Origin of the sequence: Eisenbergiella tayi (genome assembly GCF_001881565.1) — a bacterium.
GTDB classification, from domain to species: domain Bacteria; phylum Bacillota; class Clostridia; order Lachnospirales; family Lachnospiraceae; genus Eisenbergiella; species Eisenbergiella tayi.
This window is the reverse complement of sequence record NZ_MPDJ01000004.1, coordinates 265,861-280,497: the sequence shown is the minus strand read 5'-3', so window position 1 is coordinate 280,497 and position 14,637 is coordinate 265,861. Positions and strand designations below refer to the sequence as shown.

The window sequence follows — 14,637 nt, the reverse complement described above, 5'->3', positions numbered from 1 at the left end:
AAATACAAAAAATTCTTTTCATAAGGTACCTCCTTTTATATATGTTATCGGTATCGCTGTCGTGTTATCTGCAATGGAATCACCCTTTCTTTTACTATGTATCTATATACTAAGTGTAACACATTTTTAAGTTGTTAGAATTGCTGTTGAAGGACAAAAAAGTACTTTTGGTGGTCAAAATAATTCATATTTAATAGGGAGTAACCAATGACAAAAATTATTTTACATCCATCTATATGAAGAAGATTCCCCTCCTTCCACCATTTTTCCTATAGCCTCTTATGAACGGCTTACAATATGGAAAGCGTAAATACGGAAAGTACAAATGCGGCTTGCTTTCCCTATGGTAAAATGTTACAATAATAAAGCTTTGCTGCTTTAAAGCGTGTACGCGACAGCGTGTGTATGCGGGAAGCCGAAAATCTATGCATGCAATACCCAAGATAAAATATCCAAAGGAGACAGAATGATGGGGGAAAACACAGTTATTGTAACAATCTGCGTGGCATATTTTCTGGTTATGATCGGGACCGGAATCTATGCATCGAGAAAGAATAAGAAAGCGTCGGATTTCCTTGTGGCAGGAAGACGACTGAACACTCCGATGACAGCCATAACACTGGCGGCTGTCCAGATAGGAGTCGGTATTGTGCTCAGCAGTGCCACAAACGGTTATAACGATGGCGTATGGCCGGGAATTTATTATTCCATTGGCTGCGGCGGCGGATTAATCCTGGCCGGGCTTCTGACGGCGAGAAAGCTGCGCCAGGAGGAAGGCTATGTGCCTCTCGATTTCTTCGCAAAGAGATACGGGGACAGCAAAGGCATCCGCTTCTGGGCATGGATCAGCAATGTACCGAGCCTTCTGGGAATTTTTATCGCCCAGCTTCTTGCCTGCGGCGGTATCCTTTCCGGCTTTGGGATTCCTTTTGAAGCAGGTGTTGTCATTACCGCCGTGGTTATCCTTATTTACTGTACGGTTGGCGGCATGTGGGGTGTGGTGCTTACTGATGTAATTCAGACAGGGATTATAATCATCGGGATTCCCATTCTTGCCGTTGCAACCCTGATTCAGTTTACTCATGCGGGAGGAAGCATCGGCGCTATCTATGCAACACCGTTTATTCCTCATGGAATGGGCACCAAGTTTATCTATCTGGTGCTGCCGTTTTTCCTCTCCATATCGGTTTCTTATGATGCCTATGCCAGGATTCAGTCGGCCAAGGATGCGAAGACGGCTACCAGGGGATGTATTGGGGGCGGAGTGATCGTTATTATTATCGGTCTGCTGTGCTCTACGGTGGGAGCGGCCTCCACCATACTTTTCCCGGGAGTGACGGATGGTATTTTTACCATAGCGGCTACCGGAGTCCTTCATCCTGTGTTGGCGGGAATTGTTATTGCGGCTATTCTTTCTGCGGCGATGTCAAGCGCAAACTGTGTTATTCTGTCTTTGGGGGCTTCTTTTTCCAGGGATTTCTATAACAAATTTCTTCACCCTGAGGTGGAAAATCTGGATGAGCTTCCCAAGGCCAAGCTGATATCCCGTGTGGCCGTATTTGGAGGCAGTATTGCAGGAATTCTGTTTGCCTTTAAGATGACGGATATACTGGACGCCATGATTATTTTTAATTATCCGTATATGGGAAGTATGCTGGTTCCTCTGCTGGGAGGGCTTTTGTGGAGCGGAGCTACCAGAAAAGGCGCCTTTGCGGCGGCTTTCGCAGGCGGGATCGTAGGAGTGGTTTCCTTCTTTATCGGAATCCCGGGACCTCTTTATGGTGTGATCAATGTGGATCTGGCGCTGATGATCGCTTACCTGGTATCAGCCGCAGCGCTGGTTATTTTCAGCAGCCTGGATAAGAACGGGAAGAAAGTGCGTGCTTAACCGGCAGCATAACAGGAAAATGTAAAAGGAATGTGAGAAGATATATGAGTACATATCAGTGGCCATATCAAAATGAAATCGGTCAGGAAGAGGAAGCTTCCTGTGATGTCCTGGTTCTGGGCGGAGGGCTTGCGGGATGCTATGCGGCCATTGCCGCCGCCAGAAAAGGGAAGAAGGTAATCGTGGTGGAAAAAGGGGCAACCGAGCGCAGCGGCGCGGCGGGAAGCGGCTTTGACCACTGGGAATCAGCCTGTACCAATCCCTGTTCCCTTGTCACGGCGAAGGAAATCGCCGAAGCATATGTGGAGGAGCAGGATTATTACAGCAATGGAATAGCCCATTATATCGAATGCAGGGAAGGCTATGACCGCCTTCTGGATATGGAATCCTTCGGCGGAAAGGTGAGGGATACGGAAGACGAATTCAAGGGAGCGGAGTTCCGGGATGAGGAAACCAGGCTCATGTTTGCCTATGATTATAAAAACCGTTTTACCCTGCGCGTTTGGGGGAGCACCTTCAAACCGGCCCTTTTTAAGGAATTGAAGAGACTGGGAGTAAGGGTTTATGACAGGACGGAGGCCACTGCGCTGCTGACGAAGACAGAGAATGGGAAAAAACGGGGAATCGGCGCCATGGGCATGAATGTGCGCACCGGAAAATTCATGGTTTTCAAAGCAAAAGCCACGATCCTTACAATGTCAAGGCCGGCCAGGCTCTGGCTCTTTAATCCGGATCTGGTCGGACTGTGCGAGTTCAGGCCGACGCAGAGCATCGGCAGCGGACATGCCATGGGTTATCGTGCCGGGATCGAATTTACCATGATGGAAAAATCCGTGAAAGGGGAGTTCTCTGCGGCGGGCAGAAGCTTTCCTCCCTATGGAACAGGCAACAATCATAATACATGGTATGCGGCAACCATGGTGGATGCCAGGGGAGTGGAAATTCCCTATGTGGACAGGGACGGCAGGGAGCTTCAGACGGTATCGGAGCGCTATTATCCTGCTCCGGGACAGAAGTTTTTCCTGAAAGGCGGTGTGATTGACGAGGCAAAATATGAATACCGGGGGCCGGAAACCCTTCCTTTTGAGGAATTGATAAAACGGGGCTATCAGCTTCCCTTCTATGCAGATTTAAGCCGTATGCCGGAAATGGAGCGGAAGGTGATATGGGGAATGATGGTAGGAGAAGAAGGAAAAACCAAAATTCCCATTCTGGAAAATTATACGAAGCGCGGATTTGATCCGGCAAAGCATATGCTGCAGAGCTATGGAAACGGCTGGCAGTCCGCTGCATTCCTTGCCCAGGAGCGCCAGCTTTTCGGAGCGCCGGGCGGCATTATGCACGACTGGGATCTGAAAACTAATATTGATGGTATTTACGCCGCAGGTGATCAGCTTTTTGCATCGGACTGCTGCGGATTTGCCGCGGCAACAGGGTACTATGCGGGAAGAAAAGCCGCGGACAGTACGGAGGGCATACCGGAAGCGGAACCGGACCGGCTGGAGACAGAAGCGGAGAAAAAACGGCTCTATGCCCCTCTTTATGTGGAAGAGGGAATGGATTGGAGAGAACTGAATATGGCCGTCTCCAAGGCGATGCAGAACTACTGCGGCGGCGTGAAATGCAAAGCGCTCCTGGAGGAAGGTCTTGCTTTGCTTAACAGCTATGAAAAAGAAGCGCTGCCTCTTGTGAAAGCGGAAAATCCTCATGAACTCATGCGCGCCCATGAAGTATTTGATATTCTGGAGGTTGCCAAAATGATTCTTCAGGCCTGTATCTTCCGGGAATCCAGCTCCAGGCCCTTGTGTTTTGAACGCAGTGATTTCCCGGAAATGGATCCGAAGGAAGACAACTGTTTTATCACCATCCGCCAGGAAAACGGGAAGGCAGTTAAAGGCAGAGTTCCCCTGGGCTATTTCGGTGATTTGGAAACGGAATATGAAAAAAGAAATCAGGATTATATAAAGAGCCGCTGATACGGCAGCAGGGGGAGTGTCAGGCACCCCTTGCATTCATTCGCGTGCAGATGCGCGCAGACAGGAGGAACCATGGAAAAGGAAATGACGGCTTCGGTGATTCCCTGCAGTGCAAGGCCGCTGAAATTCGATGACAGTCTGTGTGTGGGCTGTAACCGCTGTGCAGATGTGTGCCAGGTGGATATTATGATACCCAATCCCACAAAGGGGAAACATCCCATTGTAATTTATCCGGGAGAATGCTATTATTGTGGCAGCTGTGTGATGGCCTGTCCGAATAAAGGGGCGATTTCCCTGGAACATCCGCTTATGAACCAGGCGAAATTTGTTCCGGTCAGGTGATAGCCGCTGAACACTTGTTTTGAGTATTCGGCCCTTACGGCAGCAGAACAGGGGGCATGGTATGCAGAAAGAGGATTGCGGAAGGATGGCGGGCTTTTTCCCATTCTGGGATAAGCTGACCGGAGAAGAACAGAAGACAATCTGCAGGAATGCTGCTTCGGCAGAGTATCCGAAAGGCGCTTTTATCCATCGGGCATCGGAGGACTGTGTTGGAGTCCTTCTCGTTAAGGAGGGGCAGCTTCGGGTATATATGCAGTCGGAGGACGGCAGGGATATCACCCTGTTCCGGATTGATGAAGGAGAAGCCTGTGTTTTAAGCGCTTCCTGCTTTATGCAGGAAATCACCTTTGAGATCCTCATAGATGCGGAGAAAGACAGCGAGGTTCTGGTAATCCCGACGGCTGTCATCCGAAGGCTTTCCCAGGAAAATATCTATGTGGAGAATTTCATCTACAAACAGGCGGCGGAACGGTTTTCCGACGTGATGTGGACCATGCAGCAGATTCTTTTTATGAGCTTTGATAAGAGGCTGGCGGTGTTCCTTGTGGATGAAGCCGCCAAAACAGGAGAAGATACCCTGACTATGACACATGACCAGATTGCCAGGTATACCGGCAGCGCAAGAGAAGTCGTTTCCCGTATGCTGAAATATTTTGAAAAAGAAAATCTGGTGGAACTGGCAAGAGGCAGAGTGAAGCTGGCAAATAAGAAAAAACTGCAGGAGCTGGCCCGGAAATAGCGGTCAGTAAAAAAAGAAGACCCGAAATCAGACATATGTGACCTGGTTACGGAAAAAAAGCACTCCCCGGAGTAAGATTGTTTCAGGATCTTATTTCGAAGGAGTGTATTTTTATGAGTAAAACAGTGATTATCGGCGGCGTGGCCGGTGGGGCTACCGCAGCGGCAAGACTTCGCCGCAGAGATGAAAGCATGGAAATCGTGATGCTGGAGAAAGGAGAATATATTTCCTTTGCCAACTGCGGCCTTCCCTATTATATCGGAGACGTCATTCACAGCCGGGAATCCCTGCTGCTGCAGACGCCGGAGGGGATGAAGAAAAAATTCAATATAGATGTACGTATCTGCCAGGAGGCTGCAGCCGTCCGTCCGGAGGAAAATATAGTTACGGTACGGAATCTGAAGACAGGAGAAACCTATGAGGAGAGCTATGACAATCTTATCATCGCCACCGGTTCCTCACCTCTGAAGCCTGGAATTCCGGGAATTGACGGAAGCCGCATTTTTACCATCTGGAATATTGCGGATACGGACAGGATAAAAGAATTTATGGAAAAAGAGAAGCCGGAGAGCGCTGCGGTCATCGGCGGCGGCTTCATTGGCCTGGAAATGGCGGAAAATCTCCATCGTGCGGGTCTTTCCTTATCCGTGATAGAGATGCAGAAGCAGGTCATGGCTCCTCTGGACTATGAAATGGCCCAGCTGCTGCATGAAAATATGGAAATGAACGGCGTGGAACTGATTCTGGAAGACGGCGTAAAGCAGTTTTGTCAGAAGGAAAACCAGGTGGAGCTTTTGCTTGCCAGCGGGAAAACAATCCGCACGGATATGGTTATCCTTTCCATAGGGGTGCGTCCCAACAGCCGTCTAGCCTCAGAGGCCGGGCTTGCCCTGAATGCAAGGGGCGGTATCCTGGTCAATGAATTCCTGCAGACAAGTGTTCCCAATATCTATGCTGCCGGGGATGTCATTGAAGTGGAACAGCTTGTCTCAGGAGAGCGGACGATGATACCTCTCGCCGGCCCTGCCAATAAGCAGGCCAGGATTTGTGCGGATAATATTGCGGGCGACAGGAAGCGCTATAAAGGAAGCCTGGGAACCAGTGCGGCCCAATGTTTTGATCTGACCGCCGCGGCTGTGGGCTTAAATGAAAAGGCACTGTTGGCCTCCGGAAAAATAAAAGGCCGGGATTATCATACCATACTGATACAGCAGAAATCCCATGCAGGCTATTATCCCGGCGCGTATCCTCTGACTCTGAAGCTGCTTTTTGATCCGGATTCCCGGATCCTGGGCGCACAGATAGTGGGCCAGGAGGGTGTGGACAAGAGGATTGATACCATCGCCTCCGTCATGCGGCTGTCCGGCACAACCGATGATTTGGCTAAACTGGAGCTGGCATATGCCCCTCCTTTTTCCTCGGCGAAGGATCCGGTGAATATGGCGGGCTTTACGGCGGAAAATGTACGGAAAGGTCTTGTATCCTTCCTTGGAGTACAGGAACTGGAAAGCATACAGGCGGATGAAAAGAAGAGGGACGACTGTCAGATACTGGATGTGACTGAAGCGGCGGAACGCCTTGTATTTGCTGTCCCCGGTTCCATGCACATCCCTTTGGGAGAACTCAGGGAGCGGATGGAAGAGCTGGATCCCGGAAAACTGATTATCCCTTACTGCTCGGTGGGAGTCCGTTCCTATAATGCGGCACGTATCCTGATGCAGTCCGGTTTTAAGCGGGTGAAGGTACTGGAAGGCGGGACGACATTCTATAAGTCCTATCATTATAAAAATTACAGGATGGCAGAAGCTGTGGAAAAAACGATGCGGGAACGAAACGATAAACAGGAAAAAAGAGTGCTGGAACTGGACTGCAGCGGCCTGCAGTGCCCCGGGCCGATCATGAAGGTTAATGAGACTCTGCGCGATATGGAGGAAGGAGAAAGGCTCTGTGTTGCTGCCACGGATTTGGGCTTCGCACGTGATATTTCCGCATGGTGTTCCAGAACCGGCAATACCCTGGCCGCATCGGAAAAGGACGGAAAACAGATCCGGGTTACCATTGAAAAAGGGAATGGGGAAAAAGGAAGCGGGAAAGCAGCCGAAACAGGCTGCTCTGTCCGGGAAGACGGAAATCCTGCGGCGGAACGGGAAGGAAAAACAATTATTGTATTTGACGGTGATCTGGATAAGGTGCTTGCCGCCTTCATTATTGCCAACGGAGCGGCAGCCATGGGTAGGCCGGTAACCATGTTTTTTACCTTCTGGGGACTGAATGCCCTCCGCAGACCGGATAAAGTAAAAGTGAAAAAGCCGTTCCTGGATCGTATGTTCGGCATGATGATGCCGCGGGGAACAGGGAAACTGAAGCTTTCCAACATGAATATGGGAGGTATGGGCACACGGCTCATGAAAAAGGTGATGCGGGATAAGAACGTAAGCTCTCTGGAGGAGCTGATGAAACAGGCCATGGCACAGGGCGTGCGTCTGGTAGCCTGCACCATGTCCATGGATGTGATGGGAATTACAAAGGAAGAACTGATAGATGGCGTGGAATTGGCAGGAGTGGCTTCCTATCTGGGGGATGCGGAGCTTTCCAATGTGAATCTGTTCGTATAATAAGACCGGCCGGAAGAGGATTCTGCGGAAATTTCCGCAGGACCTCTTTTTTGCGTGCAGGATGGCCGTTCTGCCGTGTTATTTTGATACCGGCTTAATGGAAACCATATGTTCGGAAAAAATTGTTTGGAATATGACAGGGAAAAGGATATAATAGGGGAAATGAGAAAAACCGGCCGGGCCGGAGAAGGCGGTAAAGAAAGTTGAACCAGCTGCGAAAGATATTGAATGATACCTTTAATCTGAATACGGACTGTGCATCCCAGGAGGAGATTGCGGAAAGGATAAGGAGCGGAGGGCAGCTTCGGGGAACCAACATGTGCATCATGATTCTTGCCATGTTTATCGCGTCCATCGGGCTTAATATGAACAGCACCGCGGTCATTATAGGAGCGATGCTGATATCTCCCCTGATGGGCGGGATCATGAATATCGCTTATGGAATTGCGGTCTATGATATGGCCCATGTCAGGCATGCGTTTATGAAGCTGGGATTTCAGGTGGTATTCTGTGTGCTGGTTTCCACGGTTTATTTTATGCTTTCCCCAATAACAGCCCCGTCCAATGAGCTGCTGGCAAGAACCTCGCCGACGATTTGGGATGTGCTTATCGCCGTGTTCGGCGGTCTTGCGGGTATCATAGGAATAACAAGGGAAGAAAAGGTAAGCAATGTGATCCCGGGTGTGGCGATAGCTACGGCCCTGATGCCGCCGTTATGTACGGCTGGCTATGGAATTGCCCGCCATTCCTGGAAATTTTTCGGCGGCGCCATGTATTTATTTTTTATCAACTGCTTTTTTATCGGCATGGCTGCCGTTGTGGTTCTGAAGATCATGCATGTGACCTCCAAGAGGGAAATTTCCGATAAAGTACTGCGGAAACAGAAGTTCTATGTGTCGCTTGTAATTATTATTACCATACTTCCCAGCTTTTTCCTGGCCTGGCAGATGATTAACAACAGCGCGGTGAACAGCCAGTTCGGCAGCTTTATTTCCAGCCAGTTCGATTTTGATGATACGCAGGTGGTATCCAAAAGCCTGGATGCCAAAAACGGGATTATACGGGTGGCTGTCGTGGGAAAACGTCTGGACAGCTCCACACAGGAGGCTATTCAGGCGGCGCTTTCGGAATACAGCCATCTGAAGGGTATGAAGCTGTATCTGACCCAGACGGAGTTTACCGGAGGAATTTCCAAGGAAGAGGTGGAAAGCCTGATTAATACGGAGATTGCTGCGGGAGAAGAGCTTCAGCTGGACTATGAAGAAAAAAATAAGGCTCTTTCGGATAAGGTGGATTTATATTGGCCTGCCTATGCCCAGTTTTCTTTCAATTCCTCCCTGAAAGAGCAGCTGATGTCTGAGCTTCCGCTTTTTTATCCCCAGATCCGGGATCTGGATTGTGCGGCGCTTGGAAGCCTTGACGAGGAAAAGAAGGTACGGGTGGATAAATACCTGCTGATCCTTCAGGTGGATGCGCCTCTGGACGCAGAACAGGTGGCTAAAATCGAAGAGTGGTCATCCAGAATCATAGACGGTGATGTGCTCGCTTCCTGGCGTCTGCTTCCCGGCGTATCCGATAATTCGGTATCCGGAAACAGCGTTTCGGAAAACAGCCTGGAGGAAATGCCGGACAGTAACGGAGAATGAGGAAACAGAATGACAGATATGAACAGCATTTTCGATAAAAATACGGCAGACTGGTTTGCCGGAGCCCTTGGAGAACCGACGCCGGTTCAGAAGGAGGCCTGGCCTGCCATTGCGGGAGGAAAGAATACACTGGTGTCCGCTCCTACGGGTACCGGCAAGACGCTGTCTGCCTTTCTGGTGTTTATCGACAGGCTTACAAGACAGGCGAGAGAGGGGACGCTGACAAGACAGCTTCACCTGATCTATATCTCTCCGCTGAAATCCCTGGCTGCGGATATCCGGGAAAATCTGCGAAGGCCGCTGGACGGGCTTGCAGGCCAGGGCGGAGAAGAAATTGAAATCGCCATCCGTACCGGGGACACGCCTCCGAGAGACAGGCAGAGGATGATCAAATATCCGCCTCATATTCTTATCACCACACCGGAATCCCTGTATCTGATGCTCACGAGCAAAACGGGGCAGGGAATACTGGCAACGGCGAAGGCCATCATACTGGACGAGCTTCACGCCCTGATAGACACCAAAAGGGGAGCCCATCTCATGCTGTCCGTAGCCAGGCTGGATAAGCTTTGCAGTCAGCCGCTGCAGCGTATCGGGCTGTCGGCTACCATCGAGCCGCTTTCCACGGCGGCGGCCTACCTGTCTCCGGAACCGGCCGCCATTATTGCTCCTGCCATGAAAAAGGAAGTGCAGCTTATCGTGACAAGCCCGTTTGCGGATGTGACGGCCGGAAAAAGGAAGGATCCGGTATGGGAGGAACTGGCGGAGCTGGTATATCGCCACTGCCAGGGTAACCGAAGCGTGATTGCCTTTGTGGAAGGGCGCAGATATGCGGAGAAACTGGCATACTATGTGAACAGGCTGGGAGGAGAGGGCTATGCCCGTGTCCATCACGGAAGCCTTTCCAGGGAACAGAGATTTGAGGTGGAGCATTCCCTGCGGGACGGCAGTCTCCGTCTGCTGTGCGCTACCTCTTCCATGGAGCTTGGCATCGATGTGGGTGAAATTGATCAGGTGCTTCAGGTGGGATGCCCCAGAACGATTTCGGGCACGATGCAGCGATTGGGCCGTGCAGGGCATAATCCGGGGCGGGTGAGCGTGATGTATCTGTTTCCCAGAACGGCGGCGGAAAGCGTATCCTGCGGGATGACGGCAGAGCTTGCCAGGCGCGGCGGTGTGGAATATGCCAGACCGCCGATCGGCTGTCTGGACATTTTGGCCCAGCATCTGGTTTCCATGGCGGCTTTCCGCAGCTATGAGGTGGAGGATGTGATGGAAATCCTGCCAAGGGCCTATTCCTTCCGGGATGTGAGCAGGGAAGATGTGGAAGGCGTTCTGGGCATGCTGGCCGGTGATTTCGAACATGAAAGGGATATTCCTGTCCGTCCCAGAATTCTGTATGACCGGATTCACGGTCATGTGGAGGGAGACGGCTACAGCAGGATGCTTGCGGTATCGGCGGGCGGAACAATTCCGGACAGAGGGCTTTATGCGGTACGTACGGAAGAAGGCGTCAAGGTAGGAGAAGTAGACGAGGAATTCGTCTATGAGTCCCAGAAAGGGGACCGGTTCCTTTTGGGAGCCTTTGCCTGGCGGGTGCTGGATATCAGCAGGGATTCGGTGACAGTGATACAGTCGCCCATTGAAGGGGCAAGAGTTCCTTTTTGGAGAGGAGAATTAAAGGGCAGGGATTTAAGAACCAGCAAGGCCTTCGGGCAGATTTTCCATCAGCTTCAGGAAGCCAGTGAGAAGGGAGAGCTGATGCAGGCACTGTACCGGCTGGGACTGGATGAAGCGGCGGCCAAACTGGCTGAAGGGTATTTAAAAAGACAGATAGCTGCCACAGAGGGGCTGCCGGATGATAAAACAATCCTGGTGGAGCATTTCCGGGATCAGTCCGGGAACGCTCAGGTTATGATCCATTCCCTGTTCGGAAGGAGGGTGAACACTCCCCTTTCCCTTCTGCTTCAGGAGGCTGCCAGGGCACAGACCGGGCAGAACGTGGGCTGTGTGGATGAGGAGGACGGCATTCTGCTGTATTCCTATGGTCAGGAGAGTCTGCCTGAGGGACTGCTTTTCCAAGTATCCCCGGAGACTTCTGATGCTGTCCTGGAGGCTCTGCTTCCCGCCACTCCTTTGTTCCATGTGGTATTCCGCCATAACAGCGGAAGGGCGCTGATGATGGGAGTGAAGAAAAACGGCCGTCTTCCGCTGTGGATGCAGCGTCTGCGCAGCGCGGAAATGCTTGACACCATCGTAAGAGAAAAAAAGCATCCTCTGATCCTGGAAACAAAAAAAGAGTGTCTGACCCAGATGTGGGATCCGGAGGGAGTGAAGGAAATCCTTCATGATATCCGTTCCGGAGCGATTACAGTCCGTGAATTTCATTCGGATGTTCCTTCGCCCATGTCGCTTCCCCTGCAGTGGCAGCAGGAGGCTGCGGTCATGTATGACTATTATCCCACGCCCAGAGGTGTCCATGCGGCTGTGGAAGAGGAACTGAAGCAGGTACAGATGATCGCCGCGGGAAAGGAAGAGCTGGAACGGGTTCAGGAACGCAGCCGTCTTCCGGAAGATGAGAAACAGCTGCATACTCTTTTGATGACAGAAGGAGATCTGGCGGCCGGAGAACTGGATATTCCCATAGAATGGCTGGAAAGCCTGGCGGTCCAGGGCCGGGCAACCTATGTGGAGCCAGGGCTTTGGATTGCCATGGAGCACAGGGAGGAATACCTCAGTGCGCTTTCCGATCCGGATGAGGAGCAGCATGCAGGAAGGAATTCCCGGAAAAAGGAAGCCCCGGCAGATGAGCCGGATCCGGACAGCCGCCTTCATATTGTAAGGCGACTGCTCCGTTACAGGGGAGCGCATACGGCACAGCAGGTGGCGGAACGTTATTTCTGGCCGGAGGAAGAAGCGGAACGGATACTCGGGATTCTTGCTGACAAGGAAGAGGCCGTGGAAAAGGATGGCGTTTATTACCACGGAAGGCTGTATGACCGGGCGAGAAGAGAGACGATTAAAAATCTTCGCAGCCAGGTAACTACAAAGCCTGCCTCTTCTTATGCGGCACTGTTGGCTTCCCGTATGACTATCCATGCGCCGGCGGCAGAACAGCTGGAACGGACGGTCGGAATCTATGCGGGCAAAGCGGTTCCCGCGGCGAACTGGGAAAGCGTTATCCTGCCTGCGCGGGTGAAAGGATACAGAGAATCCCTCCTGGATGCCCTTTTGGCGGAAGGCAAATACTTCTGGCATATGGAGGAACCGGGGATGATACGGTTCGATGAACCGGAGGATATTGACTGGGATACACCTCCTGACAGCAGTCCGGAAGGCCTTACGGAGAAAGAACAGATGGTCTATCAGGCTCTGCTGAAGAGAGGAGCCAGCTTCATGCAGGCTCTGCAGGGAGTGCTGCCCGGAGAATCCCCTCACGAAACCCTGCTTTCCCTTTTGGAAAAGGGGCTTGTATATGCGGACAGCTTTGTGCCGGTAAGGCAATGGCTTGATAAGGATAAAACCCGGAAGGCGACCGCAAGACAGCGCGTGAATACGCGGGTAATGGCGCTGCATGCCGGCCGCTGGGATGTGGTGAGGCCTCTCCGGGAAAGAAAAGAACAGGAATGGGAGAGCTGTTTTGACAGAAGCATTATTCTGTGCAGAGAAACGGCGGCGGACTGGAATGTGTCCTGGCAGGATGCGCTTCGGGTACTGCGGATTCAGGAATACACAGGACAGGTGCGGAGAGGATATTTTGTGGAAGGCTTGTCCGGTGCGCAGTTTATCCGTGATAAAGATTTCCACAGCGCCCTTCTTGCTCTTGAACAGCCGCAGGAAGAATTAAGCTGGCTCAATGCCGCGGATCCTGCCCAGATATGGGGTAAGGTGATTCCTCATCTGGAGGGCAGAAGCTTTACCAACGTGCCGGGAACGGCGGTCGCCATAAAAGCGGGAGTGCCGCAGGCGGTTTTTGAACGGCAGGGTAAGACACTGCGTACATTCGGAGAATGGGATGAGGCAGCGGGAACACAAATGCTGCAGAGCTTTGCGGCGGCTTTTCGCGGCAAGACTTTGTTCGCCGGGATAAAAAGAGTGGTAGTGAAAGAATATCCCGCCGAATCGGCTGAAGCGCTGGCAGCGGCAGGCTTTATCAGGGAAATGCAGGATTATGTCCTGTATCGGTAACGCGGGAGGAATGCGGCGGCGAATATGATATCCATACTTTTTTTGATACTGATTTTTATATGGTTTTATAAAAAAAGAACCTCTTATAACCCTTATGATATCAGCCTGAGCCACAGCTCTTACTATGAGTGCGCTTTCTGCCGGGAAGAAAAATGTACGGAGGAAGTCCTTCGTATTCTGGAGCCGGTGGCCGGCTATAAAAGAATACTGAAGAATGTTTTCCTGCAAGGGGAAAAAGACGGTCGGGCCGGAGCCGATGTGGTTATGATTCACGAGTCCGGAATTTATGTGATACGTTCCGCCAATCTGGAGGGTGTCATAGCGGGAAATCCCCAGGGACGCTACTGGAAACAGACCTTCCGTGAGGGCTGGCTTCTGGCCTGCAGAAATTACCTGTACAATCCCTTTCTGGAAAACAAGAAAATACTGGATGTAATGCAATGGGAATTCCGGGATATGCCCTGGCTTCCTTATTATTCTTTTGCGGTTTTCGGAAACCGGGGCGTGCTCCTTACATCGGGATGGATGGGGGAAAACTGCTTTTCACTGCCGGTTCATGCGCTGTCTTCGGCGGTAGCGGATGTTTTCCGCCATAACAGACGGTTCCTTAAAGAGCAGGATATTGAAAGGATATATGAGAGAATGAAAAATACCTTGCATTCATGATAAGGTCATGATAAGATAAGAGAAATTCAGAAACATTCAGGAAGGAAAAAAGATGATCGGTTGTATCCATGATAATACAATTTTAGACAGATTACCGATATCCCTGTCAGGAATTACGCATGTATTTTCCCAGGTTACAGGTGGAGTCTGCCCAAAATTGCATAATTGGAAGAAAGTAACCGACGTCAGCCGTGTAAGATAACCGGCTGGACTGAACTGTTTTTGAATGGGAAATAAATGTTTTGTCCGTGATATAAAGTGCAGGGCAGGGCATAAGAAAATGATAGAACGGATCCGGAGGCTGCTTTTCTCCGGGTCTTTTTTGTTATAGAAAATACCGTTCCGTTTTTTCTGTCTTCAGGAAAAGGGAAGGGCATGAAAACAGCGGGGAGGCCCTGGCAGTGCGTACTGCCGGAGCCTTTTGCCATACATCTGATAGATGTATATATCCGATGGAGGTATGTATCTGATGGATGCATGTATCCGACGGATGCCCGACGGGCGCAGTTTATCCTGCGGGCGGCTGCATACTATGGGAAAAGCAGGGAGAGAAGCCCACGGATGCGGTGAAGGAGGA

9 protein-coding genes are annotated in these 14,637 nt (G+C 51.1%); all 9 read left to right on the top strand.

What is annotated here, in order from left to right; genetic code table 11:
* The first annotated feature begins 466 nt into the window (after positions 1-466).
* The 9 genes from BLA28_RS15885 (at position 467) to BLA28_RS33775 (ending at position 14,630) form a co-directional block, all read left to right on the top strand.
* The gene (locus BLA28_RS15885; protein WP_081330087.1) at positions 467-1,888 is read left to right on the top strand and encodes a sodium:solute symporter family protein; all 1,422 of its coding nucleotides are present in this window, start codon (positions 467-469) and stop codon (positions 1,886-1,888) included.
* A gap of 44 nt (positions 1,889-1,932) precedes the next feature.
* Positions 1,933-3,864 (top strand): FAD-dependent oxidoreductase, encoded by a 1,932-nt coding sequence (locus tag BLA28_RS15880; protein ID WP_069158141.1) that lies wholly within the window; start codon positions 1,933-1,935, stop codon positions 3,862-3,864.
* A 72-nt stretch (positions 3,865-3,936) separates the two neighbouring features.
* Complete coding sequence (locus BLA28_RS15875) at positions 3,937-4,206, top strand: 4Fe-4S dicluster domain-containing protein (protein WP_009252463.1); 270 nt, start codon at positions 3,937-3,939, stop codon at positions 4,204-4,206.
* Between the two features lie 61 nt (positions 4,207-4,267).
* On the top strand, positions 4,268-4,945 hold the full coding sequence (locus BLA28_RS15870) for a Crp/Fnr family transcriptional regulator (protein WP_044969814.1): 678 nt from the start codon (positions 4,268-4,270) through the stop codon (positions 4,943-4,945).
* A gap of 113 nt (positions 4,946-5,058) precedes the next feature.
* Complete coding sequence (locus BLA28_RS15865; protein ID WP_069158140.1) at positions 5,059-7,560, top strand: FAD-dependent oxidoreductase; 2,502 nt, start codon at positions 5,059-5,061, stop codon at positions 7,558-7,560.
* Positions 7,561-7,763: 203 nt separating this feature from the next.
* The gene (locus BLA28_RS15860; protein ID WP_069158139.1) at positions 7,764-9,206 is read left to right on the top strand and encodes a DUF389 domain-containing protein; all 1,443 of its coding nucleotides are present in this window, start codon (positions 7,764-7,766) and stop codon (positions 9,204-9,206) included.
* A gap of 9 nt (positions 9,207-9,215) precedes the next feature.
* A complete protein-coding gene (locus BLA28_RS15855; protein ID WP_069158138.1) occupies positions 9,216-13,394 on the top strand; it encodes a DEAD/DEAH box helicase in 4,179 nt (1,392 codons plus the stop codon).
* Between the two features lie 24 nt (positions 13,395-13,418).
* Complete coding sequence (locus tag BLA28_RS15850; protein ID WP_069158137.1) at positions 13,419-14,060, top strand: nuclease-related domain-containing protein; 642 nt, start codon at positions 13,419-13,421, stop codon at positions 14,058-14,060.
* A gap of 375 nt (positions 14,061-14,435) precedes the next feature.
* The gene (locus tag BLA28_RS33775; RefSeq protein WP_169897253.1) at positions 14,436-14,630 is read left to right on the top strand and encodes a hypothetical protein; all 195 of its coding nucleotides are present in this window, start codon (positions 14,436-14,438) and stop codon (positions 14,628-14,630) included.
* The last annotated feature ends 7 nt before the right edge of the window (positions 14,631-14,637 follow it).